General features: G+C 61.7%; 19 protein-coding genes. 9 read left to right on the forward strand and 10 right to left on the reverse strand.

Annotated elements, in window-relative coordinates; translation table 11 throughout:
• Positions 1-17: 17 nt before the first annotated feature.
• The 5 genes from whiA to secG all read left to right on the forward strand — a co-directional run bounded on the left by whiA (position 18) and on the right by secG (position 5,124).
• On the forward strand, positions 18-1,007 hold the full coding sequence (whiA, locus tag HMPREF2932_RS10370) for a DNA-binding protein WhiA (RefSeq protein ID WP_046649102.1): 990 nt from the start codon (positions 18-20) through the stop codon (positions 1,005-1,007).
• A 444-nt stretch (positions 1,008-1,451) separates the two neighbouring features.
• Complete coding sequence (gene gap / locus HMPREF2932_RS10375) at positions 1,452-2,459, forward strand: type I glyceraldehyde-3-phosphate dehydrogenase (protein WP_046649103.1); 1,008 nt, start codon at positions 1,452-1,454, stop codon at positions 2,457-2,459.
• Positions 2,460-2,666: 207 nt separating this feature from the next.
• Positions 2,667-3,884 carry a phosphoglycerate kinase gene (gene pgk, locus HMPREF2932_RS10380; protein ID WP_046649104.1) on the forward strand — a complete coding sequence of 406 codons (1,218 nt, stop codon included), beginning with the start codon at positions 2,667-2,669 and terminating at the stop codon, positions 3,882-3,884.
• A gap of 44 nt (positions 3,885-3,928) precedes the next feature.
• A complete protein-coding gene (gene tpiA, locus HMPREF2932_RS10385; RefSeq protein WP_046649105.1) occupies positions 3,929-4,708 on the forward strand; it encodes a triose-phosphate isomerase in 780 nt (259 codons plus the stop codon).
• 182 nt (positions 4,709-4,890) lie between these two features.
• Complete coding sequence (gene secG, locus HMPREF2932_RS10390; RefSeq protein WP_046649106.1) at positions 4,891-5,124, forward strand: preprotein translocase subunit SecG; 234 nt, start codon at positions 4,891-4,893, stop codon at positions 5,122-5,124.
• A gap of 119 nt (positions 5,125-5,243) precedes the next feature.
• Here the strand turns inward: secG and pgl are convergent, their stop codons facing one another.
• The 5 genes from pgl to tkt form a co-directional block, all read right to left on the reverse strand.
• A complete protein-coding gene (gene pgl, locus HMPREF2932_RS10395; RefSeq protein WP_046649107.1) occupies positions 5,244-6,005 on the reverse strand; it encodes a 6-phosphogluconolactonase in 762 nt (253 codons plus the stop codon).
• Between the two features lie 55 nt (positions 6,006-6,060).
• The gene (locus HMPREF2932_RS10400; protein WP_070681225.1) at positions 6,061-6,993 is read right to left on the reverse strand and encodes a glucose-6-phosphate dehydrogenase assembly protein OpcA; all 933 of its coding nucleotides are present in this window, start codon (positions 6,991-6,993) and stop codon (positions 6,061-6,063) included.
• Positions 6,994-7,014: 21 nt separating this feature from the next.
• Entirely contained in the window at positions 7,015-8,466 is a 1,452-nt protein-coding gene (gene zwf, locus HMPREF2932_RS10405) for a glucose-6-phosphate dehydrogenase (RefSeq protein WP_369799708.1), read from the reverse strand.
• A gap of 209 nt (positions 8,467-8,675) precedes the next feature.
• On the reverse strand, positions 8,676-9,764 hold the full coding sequence (tal, locus tag HMPREF2932_RS10410) for a transaldolase (protein WP_070516596.1): 1,089 nt from the start codon (positions 9,762-9,764) through the stop codon (positions 8,676-8,678).
• Positions 9,765-9,805: 41 nt separating this feature from the next.
• Entirely contained in the window at positions 9,806-11,881 is a 2,076-nt protein-coding gene (tkt, locus tag HMPREF2932_RS10415) for a transketolase (RefSeq protein WP_210385888.1), read from the reverse strand.
• 315 nt (positions 11,882-12,196) lie between these two features.
• Here tkt and HMPREF2932_RS10420 point away from each other — a divergent pair, with 315 nt between their 5' ends.
• A complete protein-coding gene (locus HMPREF2932_RS10420) occupies positions 12,197-13,141 on the forward strand; it encodes a heme o synthase (protein ID WP_049157448.1) in 945 nt (314 codons plus the stop codon).
• A 4-nt stretch (positions 13,142-13,145) separates the two neighbouring features.
• Here the strand turns inward: HMPREF2932_RS10420 and HMPREF2932_RS10425 are convergent, their stop codons facing one another.
• The 5 genes from HMPREF2932_RS10425 to mptB form a co-directional block, all read right to left on the reverse strand.
• Positions 13,146-14,114: a quinone oxidoreductase family protein gene (locus tag HMPREF2932_RS10425; RefSeq protein ID WP_049157446.1), complete on the reverse strand. Its 969-nt coding sequence runs from the start codon at positions 14,112-14,114 to the stop codon at positions 13,146-13,148.
• Positions 14,115-14,240: 126 nt separating this feature from the next.
• Positions 14,241-15,254 (reverse strand): COX15/CtaA family protein, encoded by a 1,014-nt coding sequence (locus tag HMPREF2932_RS10430; RefSeq protein WP_071410106.1) that lies wholly within the window; start codon positions 15,252-15,254, stop codon positions 14,241-14,243.
• Positions 15,255-15,336: 82 nt separating this feature from the next.
• Positions 15,337-16,098 (reverse strand): ABC transporter permease, encoded by a 762-nt coding sequence (locus HMPREF2932_RS10435; protein ID WP_070547338.1) that lies wholly within the window; start codon positions 16,096-16,098, stop codon positions 15,337-15,339.
• A gap of 61 nt (positions 16,099-16,159) precedes the next feature.
• Positions 16,160-17,074: an ABC transporter ATP-binding protein gene (locus HMPREF2932_RS10440; protein ID WP_046649113.1), complete on the reverse strand. Its 915-nt coding sequence runs from the start codon at positions 17,072-17,074 to the stop codon at positions 16,160-16,162.
• A 6-nt stretch (positions 17,075-17,080) separates the two neighbouring features.
• Positions 17,081-18,817, reverse strand: coding sequence for a polyprenol phosphomannose-dependent alpha 1,6 mannosyltransferase MptB (mptB, locus tag HMPREF2932_RS10445; protein WP_049157439.1), 1,737 nt, complete (start codon positions 18,815-18,817; stop codon positions 17,081-17,083).
• A gap of 198 nt (positions 18,818-19,015) precedes the next feature.
• Between mptB and HMPREF2932_RS10450 the strand changes: the two genes are divergently transcribed.
• The 3 genes from HMPREF2932_RS10450 to sufD all read left to right on the forward strand — a co-directional run bounded on the left by HMPREF2932_RS10450 (position 19,016) and on the right by sufD (position 22,325).
• Positions 19,016-19,666, forward strand: coding sequence for a helix-turn-helix transcriptional regulator (locus tag HMPREF2932_RS10450; RefSeq protein ID WP_158395618.1), 651 nt, complete (start codon positions 19,016-19,018; stop codon positions 19,664-19,666).
• A 61-nt stretch (positions 19,667-19,727) separates the two neighbouring features.
• Positions 19,728-21,134: a Fe-S cluster assembly protein SufB gene (sufB, locus tag HMPREF2932_RS10455; RefSeq protein WP_175972985.1), complete on the forward strand. Its 1,407-nt coding sequence runs from the start codon at positions 19,728-19,730 to the stop codon at positions 21,132-21,134.
• On the forward strand, positions 21,135-22,325 hold the full coding sequence (sufD, locus tag HMPREF2932_RS10460; RefSeq protein WP_049157436.1) for a Fe-S cluster assembly protein SufD: 1,191 nt from the start codon (positions 21,135-21,137) through the stop codon (positions 22,323-22,325).
• The last annotated feature ends 13 nt before the right edge of the window (positions 22,326-22,338 follow it).

Consider the following 22,338-nt stretch of genomic DNA (forward strand, 5'->3'; position numbering starts at 1 on the left):
GAAAGGGGAGGCACGAGGTGTCTGCGTCATTGACCGATCAGGTCAAGGAGGAACTTACGGCGGTGTCCGTGCCGCGCCAGTCCGCCCGCGCGGCGGAGGTTGCCGCGATCCTCAGGTTCGCTGGCGAACTCCACATCACCGGGGACCGCGTGATGTACGAGGTGGAACTGGAGTCGCAGAGCGTAGCGAACCGCCTCGTCACCGCACTCGATGAGCTCTATTCGATTTCCGCCAGCACCCACGTCGCTGGACCCGCGGCTTCGTCCAAGAAGAGTCGCGTGCAAGTGCGCATCACCACCGGTGCCAAGGAACTGACCAGACGCCTTGGTTTGGTAACACGCTCCGGCCACCCCGTGGTGGGTTTGCCTCCACAAGTCATCTCTGGTTCTGTAGCCGATAATGAAGCAGCCTGGCGCGGCGCCTTCTTGGCGCAAGGTTCCTTGACCGAACCGGGCCGCTCCTCAGCGCTTGAGGTGACCTGCCCGTGCCAGGAGGCTGCACTCGCTCTTGTCGGCTGCGCGCGCCGTTTGGGCGTGGCGGCGAAGACAAAGGAAACGCGCGGCGCGGACCGCGTCGTCGTGCGCGACGGCGACGCCATTGGCGCGCTGCTGACCCGTATGGGCGCCCAAGAGACGCGCCTGACATGGGAAAAGAAGCGCATCCAGAGAGAAGCCCACGATACGTCTCGCCGTCTCGATAATTTCGATGATGCCAACTTGCGCCGCTCTGCCCGCGCGGCCGTGACGGCTGCAGCACGCGTCGAACGCGCGATGGTCATCTTGGGCGATGACGTTCCGGAGCATCTCGCGGATGCCGGCCGCTTGCGCGTGCAGCATCGTGAGGCCTCTTTGGAAGAGCTCGGCCGCCTGGCTGATCCGCCAATGACTAAGGATGCGGTGGCCGGGCGTATTCGGCGCCTTTTGTCTATGGCGGACAAGCGTGCCAAGGAGCTTGGGGTCCCAGATACGACGAAGGCCGTCACCGAGGATCTTTTCGAAGAGTCCTAGTTACTCGTGCCCGTTCGGGCATTAGACGGGGTATCACGCCCGATTTCCGTGCGGCTGTTGCCGCATTTCTTTTTGGATTAATCCGCTCTTTTTTGCTTTAGTGAGATATCCCACCCCGCAGTGAAAGTCCCCAACATAATCCCACACAAACGGGCATAACTGCAGGTGTATAGCTCGAGGGTTGTCTCAAATTCTCTGCGACGGCCCAACCACTATACGCCTCTTTTTGGCCTCGTGCGACCACTCGCGTTGGGGACCGGCAGGAGCACTGCGGGATGCAGAAACCGTGGGTACTATCGGCCGTGTTGGGAAAACCACCGAGCACGTCACGGAAGTGGCAGGGGCAACGGTTCCGCAAGAACGGTCCACCGCACTGCCTATAAAGACAAAGTCTCGGAAGCCCCCACGATAGAACTTCACTCGATTATTTGAGGAGACATTACAGTGACCATTCGCGTAGGTATCAACGGATTTGGCCGCATCGGCCGCAACTTCTTCCGTGCAGTCGCACAGGGCAACAATGACCTCGAGGTCGTCGCAGTCAACGACCTGACCGACAACGCAACCCTGGCCAACCTGCTCAAGTACGACTCGGTTCTGGGCCGCTTCGACGGTGAGATCCAGCACGACGACGAGTCCATCACCGTCAACGGTCACAAGATTGCAGTCTCCGCAGAGCGCGATCCGAAGAACCTGAACTGGGGCGAGCACAACGTCGACATCGTCATCGAGTCCACCGGTTTCTTCACCGATGGTGAGGCCGCCAAGGCTCACATTGAGGCCGGCGCCAAGAAGGTCATCATCTCTGCTCCGGGCAAGAACGTCGACGCAACCTTCGTCTACGGCGTTAACTCCGATGAGTACGACGCTGAGAAGCACAACGTCATCTCCGCCGCATCCTGCACCACCAACTGCCTGGCCCCGATGGCCAAGGTCCTCCACGAGAAGTTCGGTATCGAGAAGGGCCTGATGACCACCATCCACGCCTACACCGGTGACCAGCGCATCCAGGATGCTCCGCACCGCGACCTGCGCCGCGCCCGCGCCGCAGCCGTCAACATGGTTCCGACCTCCACTGGTGCAGCAAAGGCCGTCTCCCTGGTTCTCCCAGAGCTGGAGGGCAAGCTCGACGGCTACGCAATGCGCGTTCCGACCATCACCGGTTCCGCCACGGACCTGACCTTCCAGGCATCCCGCGACGTCACCGCTGAGGAAATCAACGCTGCTATCAAGGAAGCCGCCACCGGCGAGTTCGGCGAGACCCTGGGTTACACCGAGGATCCGATTGTCTCCACCGACATCATCACCGACTCCCACGGCTGCATCTTCGATGCGGGCATGACCAAGGTTTCCAACGGCAACTTCGTCAAGGTCCTTGGCTGGTACGACAACGAGTGGGGTTACACCAGCCAGCTCGTGCGCACCACCTCCCTGGTTGCCTCCAAGCTCTAAAGCTGACTCTTTAGAATGACCACAGTGAACCAAGCTGTGATCGCCTGTGACAGCTCCACAGGCTAGACACCGGCCCATGCGCCACGCCTCACCCTCCATAATTTCGTGGCGTGCGCTGGGCCGATAGTCGTTTATAAGGAACCAGCACACTTTCCCATTGAATAGCATTAACCTTTAGCTTGAGTACCTACTTTTAAGGAGAACATCATGGCTTTCAAGACTCTGGACGACCTGCTCGCAGAAGGCGTCTCCGGCCGCCACGTCCTCGTCCGTTCTGACTTCAACGTCCCACTTGATGATGAAGGAAACATCACCGACTCCGGCCGCATCACCGCTTCCTTGCCGACAATCAAGGCCTTGATTGAAGGCGGTGCGAAGGTCATCCTGTCGGCGCACTTGGGCCGCCCGAAGGGCGAGGTCAACCCGAAGTACTCGCTGGCCCCAGTAGCAGAAGCTCTGTCTGAGGCACTGGATCAGTATGTCGCCCTCGCCGGGGATGTCAGCGGCGAGGACGCCCACGAGCGCGCTAACGGTCTCAACGAGGGCGATGTCCTGTTGCTGGAGAATGTCCGCTTCGATCCACGCGAGACCTCGAAGGACGAGGCAGAGCGCGGCGCCTTCGCTGACGAACTCGTCGCTCTGGCTGCAGACAACGGTGCTTTCGTCTCCGATGGTTTCGGTGTCGTTCACCGCGCACAGGCGTCCGTGTACGACGTGGCTAAGCGCCTGCCTGCTTACGCCGGCAAGCTCGTGCAGAAGGAAGTGGAAACCCTGGCGGCGGTAGCAGAGAAGCCAGAGCACCCGTACGTTGTCGTTCTTGGCGGCGCCAAGGTATCCGACAAGCTTGGTGTGATTGAGGCGCTTGCCGGTAAGGCCGACAACGTCATCATCGGCGGCGGAATGTGCTACACCCTCCTGGCAGCACAGGGCTACAACGTCCAGAACTCCCTGCTGCAGGAAGACCAGATCGACAACTGCAAGGAGCTGCTGGAGCGCTTCGGCGACAAGATCGTCCTGCCGGTCGACCTCGTCGCTGCCACCGAGTTCAATGCCGATGCAGAAAATAAGGTTGTGGGCCTCGACGGTATCCCGGAGGGATGGATGTCCCTCGATATCGGACCGGAATCGGTGAAGAAGTTCGATGAGGTCATCGCTTCCTCCAAGACCGTCTTCTGGAACGGCCCGATGGGTGTCTTCGAGATGGAAGCCTTCTCCAAGGGCACCGCAGGTGTGGCGCAGTCCATCATCGATGCCACGGCCAAGAATGGTTCCTTCACCGTCGTGGGTGGCGGTGACTCCGCAGCTTCCGTCCGACTGCTCGGCCTCGACGAGGACGGCTTCTCCCACATCTCCACCGGTGGTGGTGCTTCCCTGGAGTTCCTGGAAGGCAAGGAGCTGCCGGGCGTCAAGGTCCTGGAATCCTAATCAACCATCCTCTCAACACAGTCTGACTTCGAGAAAGGCTAATCATGGCACGTACCCCGCTTATCGCTGGTAACTGGAAGATGAACCTCGACCACAAGGAAGCTATCGGCTCCCTGCAGAAGTTCGCTTTCTCCTTGCCGAAGGAATACTACGAAAAGGTCGACGTGGCTTTTATGGTCCCGTTCACCGACATTCGCACGGTCCAGACGCTTGTCGACGGCGACGACCTGCAGTTCACCTACGGCGCGCAGGACATCTCCAAGCACGAGTCCGGCGCCTACACCGGTGAGGTATCCGGCAAGATGCTCTCCGCCCTGGGCTGCTCCTGGGCAGTGGTGGGCCACTCCGAGCGCCGCGAGTACCACGGCGAAACGGATAAGCTCGTCGCAGAAAAGGCCGCAGCGGCGTTGGCCAACGGTATCAGCCCCATCGTGTGTGTCGGCGAGCCCTTGGATGTCCGCGAGAAGGGCACTCACGTCGATTACGTGGTGACCCAGACCCGCAACTCCCTGGAGGGCCTGTCCGCTGAGGATCTGGCAAAGACCGTCATCGCTTATGAACCTGTCTGGGCTATCGGCACCGGCAAGGTTGCTTCCGCTGAGGATGCACAGGAAGTGTGCGCAGCTATTCGTCAGCTCGTCCGCGAGCTCGGCGGCGACGAGGTTGCCGAAGGCATCCGCATCCTCTACGGCGGCTCCGTCAAGGTGGACTCTATCGCGGAGATCGTGGGCAAGCCCGACGTTGACGGTGGTCTCGTCGGCGGCGCCTCCCTCAAGGGCGAGGAGTTCGCAAAGCTGGCGGCTAACGCCGCCCAGGGCGCCTAATCTCCCCGCATCCTGCCGTGGCGGGTCGGAATAGTTTCTGGCCCGTCACGTGGTGTATCATCGAGGATTATTGCGCGCGCTGTCTTCGCGCCCTTTTTTCCACGCGTGACGGTGGCTCACCACGGTGATTCACTAACGCGCGTCATACTCACTGTACATACGCGTAAACAAGGAACTACTTCATGATCTTGGCACTGGAAATCCTCCTCGTGATTGCCGCAATCTTGATGACTATCTTCGTGCTGCTGCACAAAGGTAAAGGTGGTGGCCTGTCGAGCCTCTTCGGCGGCGGCGTGCAGTCCAACCTCTCTGGTTCCACCGTGGTAGAGAAGAACCTTGACCGCTACACCGTGGTCATGGTGGTTATCTGGCTTGCCTGCATCGTGGCTCTGAACCTGCTGCAGGCTTATAGCTAAAAGGTCTTTCGGCCCCGCCGCACATACGCCAAACGCCGCGTCCCTCCTCCAATAAAGGTGAAGGACGCGGCGTTGTAGTTTTCATTGGCGGCCCTAGAGAAGCCGCCGGGGAGCTGTTGTTAGAGACGCTGCGCGGCATCGTCGCTTAAGAACAGCAGCGTTTCCTCAGTGCCCTGAGCACCTGCGGCCGGCCAGTCCTCAGCCGCAGCGCCAGCCACGAGGTGGGAGACAGCCTCGGCCTTCTCCTCACCGGAAACCAGGAACCAAATGCGCTGGGAGCGGTTGATGGCCGGGTAAGTCAACGTAACGCGCTCAGAAGGCGGCTTGGGGGAGTCGTGGACCGCGAAGGCATAGTCGGTGTCTTCATAGACCGCTTCTGAATGCGGGAACAGGGAGTTAATGTGGCCTTCGTGACCCATGCCCAGCAGGTGAATATCGAAGCCTTCCGGCGCAAAGTCACGGATCTCGCCCTCATAGGCTTGTGCTGCGTGCTCCATGGATACGGCTCCCAAGTCATAGCCGTGAATGTGGCGCTCCGGGATATCCACGTGTGCCAAGAGAGCCTCACGGGCTTGGCCCTCGTTAGAGTCCGGATCGCTTACCGGCACGTTGCGCTCATCGCCGAAGAAAACATGGATGCGCGTCCAGTCCACCGCCAATGCTGGGTAGTCGCTGCCTTGCTGTTGAGCGGCGTCGTGAAGCCGTGCCAGCTCGCGCAGCATGCCGATTCCTGCTCCGCCACCGGTGAGCACGACGCGGGCGACACCATCCTTGTGGAGGCCGCCGCCTGGGGCTTGAATCGCCGCAACCGTCTCAATAAAGGCGAGTGCGGCGGAGGATATGAGCTCGTCGATGTCGCTAACGCGGCGAAGCGTGACCATGGTGCAGAAAGATCCTTCTGAATGATGAGACTAGGAAACGATGAAATGATTATGCCTACACACTGTAGTCCACGCGGGCTAAGGCGCGGAGAGCGTGAGCGTATGTCTTATCCGCATCGAGATGGCGGAGTTCTTCCGAGAGCACTTCTGCTTCGGAACGCACCGCGAGGCTAACGAGTGATTCCGGGGAGCCCGGAACACTGACCTCCACTGTCGCAGGGTCAACGACAGTGACGCTAACATCGGCAGTGGGACGTTGGAAAACCACCGAGGTAATCGGGAAGGTACCCTCCGCGCAGTCCGACACGGTACGGGTAACGGGGACGGAGAGGGCGTCGAGAAGCCAGCCGGCAGCAAAGTCGACGGCGGCGTGGTGCTCGGCACCGGAGATCTTCACAGAGGTGATCGGCTCGTGCGGGAACCTGTCGAGGGCCGAAGCGACGATACCGCGCCAGAGGGTGATGGCACCCCACGACATGTCGGAATCTCCGGGCTTATAGCCAGAGGAGAGCACGTGGAGGTCATACTGATCGACGCCACTGCCGAAGGCAACGTTGGTAATACGGCGCTGGGCCAGCGCACCGATCGGAACAGAGGACGGGGACGGCGGGCATGCCGTAGGCCACCACGCCACGATTGGCGTATCTGGAAGAAGCAGGGGAGTTACCACCGCTTCTGCCTGATCCGCGAGGGCGCCATGCAGGTGCATGACGACGATCTCCGAGGCACCCGCTTCGCCACCGACGCGCAACTCGGCGTCGAGCCGAGTGTCCTCGCCGAGATTTCCAGTAGCGATGACGATGACACGGGAAGGGTGCTCGTGGGAGGCATCGCGCACCGAAGCGAGTAGGTTGTCCAGGTCATCGCCCTCTTCGGTCATGACGATGAGCGTGAGGACCCGGCCGGTCGTGAGCGTGTAGTGCTCCTGCATCTCTACAAGCTTCTTAGAGATCTTGCGCGTCGTCGTATCGGGCAAGGGGATAATCATAAGGCCATTCCTCCTAAGGACCTACGGACGGCGCCAGGAATGACCCCGGCGGCGCAGCATTCTATTAGCGGACTCCGGCCCCCACGTGCCAGCGCGGTATTGCTCCGGCTGTCCGATACTGGACCAGTACTCAATGATGGGGTCGAGGATGGACCACGACAGCTCCACTTCCTCGTTGGTGGGGAAGAGGGAGGACTCGTCCAAGAGGGCGTCGAGAATCAGGCGCTCATAGGCTTCCGGCGATTCTTCCGTAAAGGCCTCGGCATAGGCGAAGTCCATGTTGACGTCACGCACCTCCATGGTGGAGCCCGGAACCTTGGAACCAAAGCGCATAGTGACGCCTTCATCAGGTTGGACGCGGATCACCACGGCATTCTGTCCCAGCGCATCGGCTTGGCCCTGATCAAAAGGCTGGTGCGGGGCGGTCTTAAACACCAGTGCAATCTCGGTTACGCGGCGGCCCAGCCGCTTGCCGGTACGTAGGTAGAAAGGAACGCCCGCCCAGCGACGGGAATTGACCTCGAGGGTACACGCGGCATAGGTCTCCGTCGTGGACTCCGGATCGAATCCTTCCTCCTCCCGCAGGCCCTTGACATACTCTGAGCCTTGCCAGCCGGCGGAGTACTGGCCGCGGGCGGTGGTCTTGTTGAGCGGGTGTACCGCGTTGGTGGCGCGCAGCACCTTGATCTTTTCCGCCTGGAGCGCCTCTGGGTCGAAGGAGGAGGGTTCCTCCATGGCGACGAGGGCTAATAGCTGCAGGAGGTGATTCTGGATGACGTCGCGCGCAGCGCCGATGCCGTCGTAATAGCCGGCACGTCCGCCCAATCCGATGTCTTCGGCCATCGTGATCTGCACGTGATCGATGTAGTGCGCGTTCCACATCGGCTCGAAGATCTGGTTGGCAAAGCGCAGCGCCATGATGTTTTGCACCGTTTCCTTGCCCAGGTAATGATCGATGCGGAACACCGAAGACTCCGGGAAGACGGCATTGACGATCTCATTGAGCTGGCGCGCGGAAGCCTGATCGTGGCCGAAAGGTTTTTCAATGATGACGCGGCGCCAGGAGCTTTCCGTGCTGTCCGCCATACCGACGCGCTCTAGCTGGTGGCAAATATCGGAGAAGAACTCTGGCGGAACCGAAAGATAATAGGCCCAGTTTCCGCCGGTGCCGCGGGAAGCGTTGAGCTCAGACAACCGGGCGGAGAGCTTATCAAAGCCAGCGTCGTCGAAGTTGCCTTGGACAAACTCGATTCCTTTGGCGAGGTGCTCCCACACATGCTCACTGAAGGTGGTTCGGGCACCCGCTTCGGCAGCCTCGCGGACGTAGTCGCAAAAGGCTTGCTTGTCCCAGTCGCGGCGGCCGTAGCCAACCAGCGTGAAGCCGGCGGGCAGCAGCCCTCGGTTGGCCAGGTCGTAGATGGCAGGGAGGAGCTTTTTGCGCGCCAAGTCACCCGTGACGCCGAAAATCACCATGCCGGATGGCCCGGCGATACGTGGTAGGCGCTTGTCCTTCGCGTCGCGCAACGGGTTGACCCACGCGCTGGTAGTGCTCACTAAGTGTCCTTTCGGTCTGTGTGAGATTAGTCCAACAGCTCAGCATAGCGACACGCGCCCCGCCGGCCACAGTTGGATGGCCGTTGGTGGCGCGCGCCGATGGTGAGCACTTAAAACCTCATGCTCTTTTAGGAGAGGCGGTCTGTCATCGAGGCAAGCAGTTCCTCCCACGCATCGACGAACTTGTCGACGCCCTCCTGCTCGAGCACGGTGAAAACATCGGCGAAGTCGATGCCGACAGCCTCCAGCTGTGCCCATACCTTCTCTGCGTCGTCAGAAGCTTCAGTCAGTGTATCGCCGTGCAGGTTCCCCTGCGCAAGAACCGCATCAATGGTTTTCTCGGGCATCGTGTTGACGGTCTCCGGCCCAGCGAGCTCGGAAACGTACAAGGTGGCAGGGTAGTCAGGGTTTTTGACTCCCGTCGACGCCCACAGTGGCCGCTGCGGGTGGGCACCGGAAGGCAAGTCGCTACCGTTGTCCTTGAACTCCTTCAGGAAAAGCGCATAGGCGCGTTGGGCGTTGGCCACGCCGGCCTTTCCACGCAGCGCGAGGGCTTCATCAGAGCCGTTCAACTCGAGGCGCTTGTCGACTTCGGTGTCCAAGCGGGAGACAAAGAAGGAGGCCACGGAGTGAATAGTGGAGATATCCTTACCTGCTTCGGCGGCGCGCTGAATTCCCTCCTTGTAGGCGGCAATCACCTGCGCGTAGCGTTCGACAGAGAAGATCAGGGTGACGTTGACGGAAATACCTTCTGCCAGAGCATCGGAGATGGCGGGAAGGGAACCGTCGGTTGCCGGGATCTTGATCATGAGGTTGGGGCGGTTGACCTTGGACCACAGCTCGCGGGCCTGTGCCAAGGTTGCCTCCGCATCCGCTGAGATTCGTGGATCAACCTCGATGGACACCCGCCCATCCCGGCCATCGGTTGATTCATAGATCTCGGTGAAGAGATCGCAGGCATTGCGGACATCGTCGATGGCGAGCGAGTACACCGCGTCGTCCGCGGTAGCGGACTTTTCCTTCAGCGCTGCGATGTCGGCATCGTAGGAGGTGCCGGAGGACATTGCGGCAGCAAAGATCGCTGGGTTCGTGGTGACACCCACGATGGACTTGGTGTCGAGGAGTTCGCGGAGGTTGCCGGAATCCAAGCGCTCGCGGGAGAGATCATCGAGCCACGTCGAGGTACCGAGACGGGCCAGCTCATCAATATGTGTCATGGTGTGTGCAGGGTCCTTTCGTAGTGGACAGCAGTAGGGGGTTAGCCTGCCTGAGCAGCGTTGAGGGACTCGCGGGCGGCGTCAACAATGGCGTCGGCAGTGAAGCCGAACTTCTCAAAGAGTTCCGCGGCAGGTGCGGAAGCGCCGAAGTGCTCCAAGGACACGGTGCGGCCGAAGGAACCGGTGTACTTGTGCCACGGCATGGAGATACCGGCCTCGACGGAGACGCGCGCGCGGACGGAGGAGGGGAGGACGGACTCGCGGTAGGAAACGTCCTGCTCGTCGAACCACTCTAGGCACGGCGCGGACACCACGCGGGTCGCGGTACCGTCCGCCTCGAGTTGCTTGGCGGCCTCCACGGCGAGCTGTACCTCGGAGCCGGTGGCGATAAGAATCACGTCCGGGGTTTCCTTCGATGCCTCAACGAGGACGTAGGCGCCGCGGCGCACACCTTCGGCAGCTTTCTCCTTGGTTCCTTCGAGTACAGGCAGGTTCTGGCGGGACAGAGCGAGGCCCTTCGGAGCGGCCTTGTACTCAAGGGCCGCCGCCCACGCCTGAGCGGTCTCGTTGGCATCTGCCGGGCGGATGACGGAGAGGTTGGGGATGGCGCGCAGGGCAGCGAGCGTTTCCACTGGCTGGTGGGTGGGGCCGTCCTCGCCCAGCCCGATGGAATCGTGCGTCCAGACGTAGTAGGTATCGGTGGACATGAGCGCGCCGAGGCGGACAGCCGGGTACTGGTACTCAGAGAAGATGAGGAAGGTACCACCGTAGACGCGGGTATTGCCGTGCAGTGCAATGCCGTTCATGACTGCGGACATGGCGTGCTCGCGGATGCCGAAGTGCAGGTTGCGGCCGTAGGGGGTGGCAGTCCAAGTATCGGTGGTGATGGACTCTGGGCCGAAGGAATCCGCGCCCTTGATCACCGTGTTGTTGGAGCCTGCCAGATCGGCGGAGCCGCCCCACATCTCCGGCAGGGAGGCTGCAAGTGCCTGGATGGCGGCCTCGGAAGCCTTGCGCGTGGCCAAGGATTCGCCCGCTTCCCATGTCGGAAGTTCTGCGGCGAAGTCAGCCGGCAGCTCGCGAGCCTGGAGGCGGTCGAAGAGCTTCTTCTCCTCCGGGTTGGCAGCTGCCCACGCGTCAAACTTTTTCTGCCACTCTGCGTGCTTCGCGGCACCGCGAGTGGTCAGCTCGCGGGTGTGTGCGAGGACTTCCTCGTCGATGTGGAAGGACTGCGCCGGATCGAAGCCGAGGACCTCCTTGGTGGCGGCTACCTCATCCTCGCCAAGAGCTGCACCGTGGACGCCACCGGTGTTCATCTTGTTCGGTGCCGGGTAACCAATCACGGTCTTAACTCGGATGAAGGAGGGGCGGGAGGTTTCGGCGCGTGCCGCGGCGGCAGCTGCTTCGATGGCTTCGACATCTTCGCCGGACTCCACGGTCTGCACGTGCCAGCCATAGGCCTCGTAACGCTTAGCCACGTCCTCGTTGAAGGCAATGTTGGTGTCGTCCTCAATGGAGATGCGGTTGTCATCCCAGAAGACGATGAGATTGCCCAGCTTCTGGGTGCCCGCCAAGGAAGAAGCCTCAGCGGTGACACCCTCTTGCAAGTCACCGTCGGAGGCGATGACGTAAACGAAGTGATCGAAGGGGGATTCGCCGGCCGGGGCCGAGGCATCGAACAGGCCGCGCTCTTTGCGTGCGGCCATTGCCATGCCGACCGCGGACGCCAAGCCTTGGCCCAGGGGACCGGTGGTGATCTCGACGCCATCGGTGTGGTGAACCTCGGGGTGGCCCGGAGTCTTCGAGCCCCAGGTGCGCAGCGACTTGAGATCCTCCATCTCGAGACCGAAACCGCCGAGGAAGAGCTGGATGTACTGCGTCAGGGAAGAGTGTCCAACGGAGAGTACGAAGCGGTCGCGCCCTGCCCAGTGAACATCGGCCGGATCGTGGTTAAGCACGCGCTGGTAGAGCGTGTAGGCCAGCGGTGCCAGGGACATGGCGGTACCGGGATGGCCGGAGCCGCAATTCTGGACGGCGTCGGCAGCTAGGACGCGCACGGTATCCACGGCGCGAGTATCGAGGTCACTCCAGTCCGAAGGATAACGGCGCTCAACCATAGCCTGCAGTTCCGGGGACAACTTTTCGTTCGACACGGCGAAAACCTCACTTCGCTTCTGGAAACAGATATACCGTTAATCAGTGTAAAGGTTTTTCGATCTTCGGCGGGGGATTATATAAACCAGGTTTCGGGCGGTAGTCTGGCATGGTTGACGCTGTTGCCCCGCTGCCAGCCAGTGGGCGGCGACTATCCCCGAAGAACGCTTGGGGGATTCGCCACGAAGTTCTCGGGAACTTTTTGGCGCGGGCAGCCGACCAGTACGTCAGACCCATAAGCCATACACCCACGTGCCGGATATACGGAGGATTGTTCCTTGGAGACCATCAAGGCCTATTTTGCGCTAACGAAACCGAGGATCATTGAGCTCCTCCTCGTGGCGGCAATTCCGGCTATGCTCCAGGCGCAGCGTGGATTCGAGGCAGTGTCCTCCAACTTCTGGCTCATCGTCTCCACCATCTTCGGTGGATGGATGGGTGCCGCGGCTGCCCACACGTTTAACAACGTCGTCGATTATGAGATCGACCAGAAGATGCAGCGCACCCGTGCCCGGCCGCTAGTGCGCAAGACCATTTCGCGACGCAATGCCGCGATCTTCGCGTGGATCATGTTGGCGCTATCCGTCTTTTGGCTGGGTGTGTTAGCTAACTCGTGGTTGGCTGCGTTCTTCGTGCTCTTGACCAACTTCTTTTATGTCATCGTCTATACGAAGTTCCTCAAGATGCGGAACTCCCAGAACATCGTCTGGGGCGGCCTCGCTGGCTGTATGCCCGCCATGGTGGGTTGGGCCGTCATTCGTGATAACGCACCGGCGGGGGAGCCGGACCGTTGGTGGCAGGCCGTGGTGCTGTTCCTCATTATCTTCTTCTGGACACCACCCCACACCTGGGCGCTGGCGATGAAGTACAAGGAGGACTACCGCAAGGCCGGGGTGCCGATGCTGCCCGTCGTTGCCGGGGAAGTAGAGGTGACCCGGCAAATCGTGTGGTACACGATCGGAACGGTTATTGTGACCTTCCTTATTATCCCTGCGGCCTCGTGGATCTACTTGGTGGCCGCGGTGTCTTCCGGCGCGGTCTTCCTCTGGATGGCGATTCGCCTGCACCAAGGGGTGAAGAAGGGCGCAAAGGTCAAGCCCATGCGCCTGTTTATCTACTCCAACAACTATCTGTCGGTGCTCTTTATCGGCCTGTCCATCGACGCCGTCGTGGGCTGGGAGCCCATCGGGCGCATGCTGGGCTGGTCGGCTGCGCTGTTCTAGCGAGCTAATCTTCGCGTACCCGGAGGACGATCGAGCCGGTGGTCTTGCGCTCTTGGAGGTCGCGGTGGGCCTGAGCAGCTTCGGCGAGCGGATACTCTGCGGAGATGCGGAAGTCGAGGTCGCCATCGATGACCGCCTGCACCACTGCCTGGGCGCGCATCTGGAACTCGCCTTCCTGGGAGGTCCAAGCGCCGAGTGACGGGCGGGTGAGGAAGATGGAGCCGTGCTTGTTCAGCAGCTGCGGGTCCATCGGCGGGACGGGGCCCGACGCGGCACCGAAGAGCGCTACCGTGCCGCGCGGTCGTACAACCTCAAGGGATTCACCGAAGGTGGCTTTGCCGACGCCGTCGTAGACCACGTCCACGCCGCGCCCACCGTTGTGACGACGCACCTGCTCGGCCAAGCCGCTGCTGTAGCGGAACACGTGGTCTGCGCCCGCGCCATAGGCCAGCTCTTCCTTCTCATCCGTGGAGACCACGGAATAGACGGTGGCGCCCAGGGACTTGGCCATCTGGGTAAGGATTAAGCCCACGCCGCCCGCACCGGCGGTGATCAGACAGGATGCTCCTTCCCCTAGCTGATACACACCGTGGGTGAGGTAGTGCGCCGTCATGCCCTGCAGGAGCATCGAACCGGCGACGGCGGAGGGAATCTCGTCGGGGACGGCCACCACGCGGTCTCGCGGCACGCAGACTTGCTCCGCATAGGATCCGAAAGCGTGATCCCAGGCCACCATCGTGCCCGGGGCAATTTCTCCCTGGGGGTCGTGCACAACGCGTCCGGTTCCTTCGAGTCCGATGATGAAGGGCACGGAGGCGTTGTAGATGCCTTCGCGGTAGTAGGTGTCGATGTAGTTGACACCGGCCACGGAGACGTCGACAAGCAGCTGTTCCTTCGTCGGCGTGGGGGATTCTACCTCGGCGTAGGTGAGGACCTCGGGCCCTCCGGTCGTGGTCACCTGAATAGCATGCATGGTGTCTAGGCTAAACGAAGCCGAGGGCTCCGCGCAGCAAAAAGCGCCGCCATCCTCACTTCCTGGTGAGAACGGCGGCGCTACGAGTACCTGTTGTAGTGGCTTTACTGGCTCCGCTGACTCTGCTTAGCCTTGGGCGGCGGGAACGTTCTCGTCACCGCGCTGGGCAGTGCTTGCAGTAGTGTCATCCTCGTTTCCGACGCGGCGCAAGCCATGCGCCCACAGCAGGGCGGTGAAGGCCGTGACCACTGAGGACATGCCCACGTGGAAGGGAACAGTCCAGCGAGGGATGTGGAGATAGAACTGGGTGACACCGATAGCCCACTGGATAACGATGCAAGCAATGAGCACCCAGCCGGCCTTCTTGGCCACCTTGGGAGCGCCGGTGCGGTGCAGGAGGAAGACCACGATGAGCGTCAGCGCCAAGTAGACGTACATGCAGACCGCGTGAATGATGGCCATGCCATAGGTGTCCACGCCGAGGCGGCCCTCCATGCCCACACCGGCATCACCGGAGTGAGTACCCGAGCCAGTCACAAAGGTGCCCGTCAGCAGAACGATGGACAGGGCCACAGTGGCCACCACCGCGAGGGTGCGCACCGCAGCGGGGAAGAGGCGAGTGGGAGTGCCGTCATCGGGTTCATTGATGCGGGAAAAGAGCATGGCCGCGATCCACACCAAGACCATCGACGGGAGGAAGTGAATCGCCACCGACCACCAGGACAGATTTAGTTTCACCGACAGGGCGCCAATGAGTGCCTGCACCACGATGCCGGCGAGCCCCGCCCAGGCATAGACCTTGAGCTCCTTGCGGCGTTGCGCCTTGTGAACGACCACGATGCTGGCGATGGCAGCCGCCGCCACAACAAAAGTCAGCAGGCGGTTGCCGAACTCAATGGCCTGGTGGAGCATGGGAGCCGCGCCCTGGATGGGAACCAAGGAACCAGGGTGGCAGTTAGGCCAGGTGACGCAACCAAGGCCGGAGCCGGTTACGCGCACGATGGAACCCGATACTGTAATGCCACCCTGGCAGAGCAGGAGGATGAGCGCGACGATGCGCTGCGTCTTCACCGAGGGACCGGTGGTCGGCGCAGCGGGCGCGGTGGAATGTTGAGGAGAGGAAATATTGGCGGTACTCACGGCTATTCAGCCTACCGCCCGGCCCCATCCGGGAACCAATATCGACGGGTGGGTCACACCACGCAAGGGAGAAGAATCACTTTTAGCCTTCGAAGCGGAACCAACGCACCGCGGCAAACGACGCCACCGCTGACCAACCGACGAGTACAAGGAGCTCAAAGCCCGGGAAGGACCCGTTCAGGGCGGTATCGAGTCCGGCGGCCATTGCCACGGTGGGTACGAGGGTCAACACCCCGTTATCACCGAGCCCCTGGGAAAACATGACCCATCCGACGGTGCCGAGAAGGATAAACCAAATGAGGTTGGCCACCGCCAAGACCACCTCCGAACTCAGCGTGCCGCCGAGCAGTAGGCCTAAGGCCGTAAACGTGGCCACACCCAAGGCGAGGGTGAGCACGCCGATGGCCGCGCCCCCAGCGGTGATGCGCAGCCCCAGGAAGGCGGCGATCGTCCCCAGCACGAGGACCTGGAGCACCACCATCGACAGCACGGCGAGAATCTTTCCCACCACAATGGCCCAGGCTGGCACTCCCGAGGCACCTGTGCGTTTCAGCGCACCATAGCGACGGTCGAAGGCCAAGGAGATGGCTTGACCCGTGAAACCGGAGGAGGTCGCCGCAACAGCCAGCACCATGGGGAAGATTTCCTCCACGCCGTGGCCGGTGCTGTCTTGCAGCGTCGCGGCGCCGATCAGGATGGCCACAGGGATGATGATGCTCAGCAGCTGCTGCTCACCGTGGCGCAGCATGAGCTTGGATTCGATAGCCCCTTGGGCACGTGCCATAGCCGCTACACCCACGCGCTGCGGGTGCGGGCTAAAAGTGCCGGGTGCGAAGGTGCTCATGGAGCTTCTCCTTGTTCAAACAACTTGATAAAAGAATCGTGCTAAATGGCCGAGGGCGGTTCTAGCTGCGCATGTCGCGGCCCGTGAGATCGAGGAAGACTTCCTCGAGATTCCGGTGTGAGGTGTGCAGGTTGCGGAGGATGACGTTTTGCGCGGCCAAGCATGAAGCCAGCGCTGCGATGCCGGCGGGGCTGGCCTCCGAGGTGAGACGGTAGTGCAGGGGGCGGAGAGCTTCCGCCGCGATGCCGGCGTCCCGCAGTGCTTCGAGGTCCACCGGTGTTGCGGTATCGAAATTCACCTGCGGAACATCGGCCGAGTCCGTCAGCGATGCTGCGGTGCCGCTCGCCACGAGTTGTCCGTGGTCAATGATGACGACGCGGTCGCTGAGCGCTTCCGCTTCATCCATGAGGTGCGTGGTGAGGATGACGGTTACGCCATCGGCCCGGAGGGCGCGGATGAGGTCCCACACGGCAAGGCGCGACTGGGCATCCATGCCCGCGGTGGGTTCATCGAGAAAGACCAACTCTGGGCGCCCGATGATCGCTAGGGCTAGGGAGAGACGTTGTTGTTGCCCGCCGGACAGGCGGCGGTAGCTGCTCTTCGCCACCCCGCGCAGTCCGAGCGTGTCCAGCAGCCACTCCGGGTCCAAGGGATTCTCGTTATAGGAGGCGCTAAGCTCAAGCATCTCCTTGACTTTGATTCCGGAATAGGAGCCGCCGCCCTGCAGCATGATGCCGATGCGGGAGCGCACGGCATCGGGATTGCGCGCGGGGTTAAGCCCCAGCACCTCGATGCGGCCCGACGTGGGCTTCTTGAAACCCTCACACATCTCGATGGTGGTGGTCTTACCTGCACCGTTAGGGCCCAGCAAGCACAGGATCTCGCCGTAATTGGCGCGGAAACTCAGCCCGTTCACTGCGTTGACGTCGCCATAGGTCTTCATGACGTTATCTAAGACAAGAGCTGATGTAGTCACGAATCGCTAGTTTAGGACACGCACGCCCGCCCTGCGCAAAGCAACCCACCCCACGCCGGCGAGGACGAGGAATGTCACCAAGGCGGCGAGGTAAATGACGAAGACTGTCCCTGGGGGAAGGCCGAGGCCGCGGGGAAGCACGATGAAACTCATGAACCCGGAGTAGATGATCACAGCCATGCGGAAGAAGCGTCGGTTGGCCCAAGCCGCCAGCGGCAGCACCGCCCACAGGATGTACCAGGGTTGGACGACGGGGAAGAACACCACGAGCACGAAGGTCGATACCCCCAGGCCGCCCACGGGGTGGATGGCGCCGCGGTAGGTGGCAAAGAGCATGCGGATCATAAAGCCCGCGGCAATGATGACGCCCACAGTCCGGGTCACGGTGAGGATGGCCTCGGTGTGATCACCCAATCCCAACAGCATCCCAAGGAAGCCGGCGCCGACGCCTACGGAGGTCGTCGCAGACAGCCACGACCGGATGGTGGCCGCGCCGCCCTGGCCAAAGACCCAACCAATGTCGATCCCCGTGAGTACCGTCACTGCGGCGATGGAGGTGGCAAGCAGGAGAAGCTGCGCGGCCCCGGCGCCCAGCACTGCCCGCACGCCGGACACGCCGTGCTTGTCGACGAGCCTGCGTGCCGCCGCCATGCCAACGAACCCGAGGCCGATAAAGCCAGTCACCTTGACCATTCCGGCACACGAGATCAGGACGCCAGATGCGATAAACAGCGACCATGCTCGCCAGCGGGCCTCGTGGGAATCGTTAACCGCCCGCAACCCCAGCTCCACACCGACGAGAGCTAGCCCCAGCATGAAGGATTCATTGTGGATGCCTCCGACGAGGTGGAGGATGGTCAAAGGGTTAAGGATGCCCAGCCACAGCGCTGCCTCCGGGGATACTCGGCAGCGCGTAGCAAGCCGCGCGATGGCCCAACCGGCGGCGATGATACCGACGAGGGACAGTACCCGGTGCAGGACAACACCCCAGATAATGGAGTCGTTGGTCAGCCAACTGACCACCGCCGCTACACCTAGCGCCACAGGGCCATAAGGGGAAGGTGAGTTCGCCCAGATGAACGGGACGGAGCGGGCCAGGTCGTTATCGGCGCCTAGTAGCTCCACCGGCCCCGCCGAATAGGGATCGAGGCCTTGGAGCACGATGGAGCCGTTAGCGAGGTAGGAGTAAATGTCCTGCGTGAACAGGGGAGCGGTCACCAAAAGCGGGAGAACCCACCCTAGCCAGGTGCGCCACATCTGGCTCTGCGTGACCACCCGGGGCGAGTGGCTAAAGCGCCGAACCTTGGCCGGCTTCTGTAGGCGCAGGGGCGCGCCCACCAGCGGTGCCATGCAAATCCACGCCGTGACCATGAAACCGACCCCGATGAACACGATGGCGGAGGCTGACTGCAGCATCCGCGTCATGAGCGAGCCAAAAGGCAGAGACTCATAGGGGTTGCCCACCACCGGAAGCGCACCGGCGCCCAATCCGCCGAGCGCAATGAGTAGCGCACCAATGGTGCCGAGCCACCGGAGGCTAAAGAGCGTGCGCAGCTGGGCGATGGTGTGGCGGTGGACGTCGCCAAGCGCGGCGCCCTCTGCACCGTCGGAAGAATCTGGAAAATCTTGGTGCAAGAGCGCGGAACGGGATCCGGGCAGGCCCATGCGGGGGAGTTCATCGCGCACGCCCCAAAAGACGCGGTGCAATCGCCCCGATCGGGTGTAATCGCGCTCCATATTCATGAGTGTCTACCTTAGTCGCTCGGTGCTGAGAGAGGACGAGCTGCCCGCGACACGAATGAAAGAGTGGAAATCGGGAATGAATTAAGGAACACTAGTGTTGTCTAAAGAGAGAGTGTTTCATTCAAGGAGGTGTACACCGTGACGAAGGAGCTACCTAGGGAGACTCGCTCGACTGAGGGCGACACCCGCCGACACGTCATGTTGTTGCTCCTAAAAGACGGCCCGGTAACGGCGTCGTATCTGGGTGAACGTCTCGGTCTCTCTGCAGCCGGCATCCGTCGGCACTTAGACATTTTGGTGGAGGAAGGACTCACCGAGGTGGTGCATCGCCGCCCATCAGCCCGCCCTGGGCAGTCGGTGGGCCGTGGTCGCCCCGCCAAGCATTTCCGCCTCACGGATCAGGGCCGCGCCCAATTTGGGCACGCCTACGATCAGCTGGCGGCGGAAGCGCTCACCGCACTGCGTGAAGCGGGCGGGCCGGAGGCGGTTCGTCGCTTCGCCAAGGCTCGCTTCGAGCGCCTCGTGGAGGACGTGAAGCCCCTGGTAGAAGATCAGGAATCCGTTCCGGAGGTGGCGCGTCAGCTGGCCGAAGTGCTCGACGCGCATGGCTACGCGGCCACGGTGACGTCGGTGGGCAACGGAGTACAGATTTGCCAGCACCATTGCCCGGTCGCCCACGTGGCGGCCGAGCATCCGGAGTTGTGTGAAGCTGAACAGGAAGTCTTCTCCGCGCTATTAGGCAAACATGTGCAGCCCTTGGCCTCCATTGCGGATGGTCATGGAATCTGCACCACGAATATCCCCTTAACCCCAGTCCCGCCTTCCGCGGCGGAGCCGGGGAAGAACTAATCGAACTAGAAAGGAGCGGGCTTTGACACAGGCACAACCGGCACCAGGCCTTGAAACCAAGATGAGCGATGACGAGATCATCTCCTCTATCGGCGGCTATGAGTACGGCTGGCACGATTCCGACGAAGCCGGCCAGGCAGCACACCGCGGTTTGAGTGAGGACGTCGTCCGCGATATTTCTCGGAAGAAGAACGAGCCGGAGTGGATGCTCGAGTCCCGTCTGAAGGCTCTGCGCGTCTTCAACAAGAAGCCAGTTCCGACCTGGGGCCCAGATCTGTCCGGAATCGACTTCGACAACATTAAGTACTTTGTCCGCTCCACCGAGAAGCAGGCCCAAACCTGGGATGACCTGCCGGACGACATTAAGGAGACCTACGACAAGCTGGGTATCCCGGATGCTGAGAAGAAGCGTCTGGTCTCCGGTGTTGCCGCGCAGTACGAGTCCGAGGTGGTTTACCACAAGATCCGCGAGGACCTGGAGGCCCAGGGCGTTATCTTCGTTGATACCGACACCGCGGTGCGCGAGTACCCGGAGATCCTCCAGGAATACTTCGGCACCGTGATTCCGGCCGGCGACAACAAGTTCTCCGCGCTGAATAACGCCTGCTGGTCCGGTGGTTCCTTCGTGTACGTTCCGAAGGGCGTCCACGTGGATATTCCGCTGCAGGCCTACTTCCGCATTAACACCGAGAACATGGGCCAGTTCGAGCGCACCCTCATCATCGTGGAGGAGGGCGCCTACGTTCACTACATCGAGGGTTGCACCGCGCCGATCTACAACTCGGATTCGCTGCATACCGGCGTCATCGAGATCATCGTGAAGAAGGGCGGCCGCTGCCGCTACACCACCATTCAGAACTGGTCCACCAACGTCTACAACCTGGTGACCCAGCGCGCCAAGGTCGAAGAGGGCGGCACCATGGAATGGGTCGATGGCAACATCGGCTCCAAGGTCACTATGAAGTACCCGTCCTGCTGGCTTACCGGCGAGCACGCCAAGGGTGAGGTACTCTCCCTGGCCTTTGCTGGCGATAACCAGGTCCAGGACACCGGTTCCAAGATGATCCACATGGCGCCGAACACCTCCTCCAACATCGTCTCGAAGTCCGTGGCCCGCAACGGCGGCCGCGCGGCCTACCGCGGCTTGGTGCAGGTCAACGCTAACGCTACGAACTCCGCAGCCAACGTCGAGTGTGATGCCTTGCTTGTGGACAATGACTCGAGGTCGGACACGTATCCGTACAACGACATCCGCAATGATCACGTCACCCTCGGCCACGAGGCAACGGTCTCCCAGGTCTCTGAGGAGCAGCTGTTCTACCTCATGTCCCGCGGTATCGCTGAGGAAGAGGCCATGGCTATGATTGTGCGCGGCTTCGTCGAGCCGATTGCTAAGGAGCTCCCGATGGAATACGCGCTGGAGCTGAACCGTCTTATCGAGCTGCAGATGGAAGGATCGGTGGGCTAAGTGGTAGCTTCCAACGAATTTAATCCGGCTGACGTCACTAAGGGAGACCAGTTCACCTCCTTCGACGTCGAGGACTTCCCGGTCCCGCACGGCCGCGACGAGGTCTGGCGTTTCATCTCCTTGCGTAACCTTCGCGGGCTGCACAATGGTGAGTTCGCGCCGGCAACCGCCCAGAAGATTGACGTGGTGGCCCCGGAGGGCGTAACGGCCGAGACCGTGGCGCCTGACGACGACCGCCTCGGCACCGCCGGTGCACCTGCTGACCGCGTTGCAGCTCAGGCCTGGTGCTCCATGCCGGAGGCGCAGATCGTCAGCGTTGACGCCGATGCACGACTGGATAAGCCGGTGGAGATCACCATCACCGGCGCTGGTGAGGGCGTGACCTCCTTTGGTGCGACCTCCATCCACGTGGGCAATCACGCGGAGGTCACCATCGTTCTTAAGTACGTCGGTTCCGGTACCCACGCAGACAACGTGGAGTTCGTGCTGGGCGACGGCTCCCAGGTCACCGTCGTCGTCGACGCCGACTGGGAAGACGATGCGGTGCACCTGTCCCATCAGATTGCGAAGGTGGGCCGCGACGCCGTACTGCGCCACAACACCGCCATCTTTGGCGGCGAGATTGTGCGCCTTGTTCCGCGCGTAGTTTTCGATGGCCCCGGTGGCGATGCCGAGCTGCTCGGCGTCTACTTTGCTGATGCCGGCCAGTACTTCGAGAACCGCCTGCTGGTGGACCACGACGTGCCGAACTGCCGCTCTCGCGTCTTCTACAAGGGCGCTCTGCAGGGTGCTACTGCTGCGCAGAAGGCCGAGGCCGGCTCCGCCTCCCGCACCCCGGAGGCCCGCACCTGCTGGGTCGGTGACGTGCTCATCCGCAAGAATGCGAACAACACGGACACCTATGAGACGAACAACAACTTGATCCTCACCGAGGGTGCGCGCGCTGACGCCATCCCGAACCTGGAGATCCAGACCGGTGAGATCGTCGGTGCTGGCCACGCCGCAACGGTGGGCCGCTTCGATGACCTTGAGCTGTTCTACCTCATGTCCCGCGGTATTCCTGCCGCCGAGGCACGCCGCCTCATCATCCGCGGCTTCTTCTCCGAAGTCATCTCCCGCATCCCGGTCGAGTCCCTGCGCGAGGATCTGGAATCCCGCGTCGTCGACGAGCTCGCCAAGATCAACGCTTAAAACTTCCCGAAAG

It is taken from the genome of Corynebacterium sp. HMSC074H12 (assembly GCF_001813755.1).
GTDB lineage: Bacteria > Actinomycetota > Actinomycetes > Mycobacteriales > Mycobacteriaceae > Corynebacterium > Corynebacterium hiratae.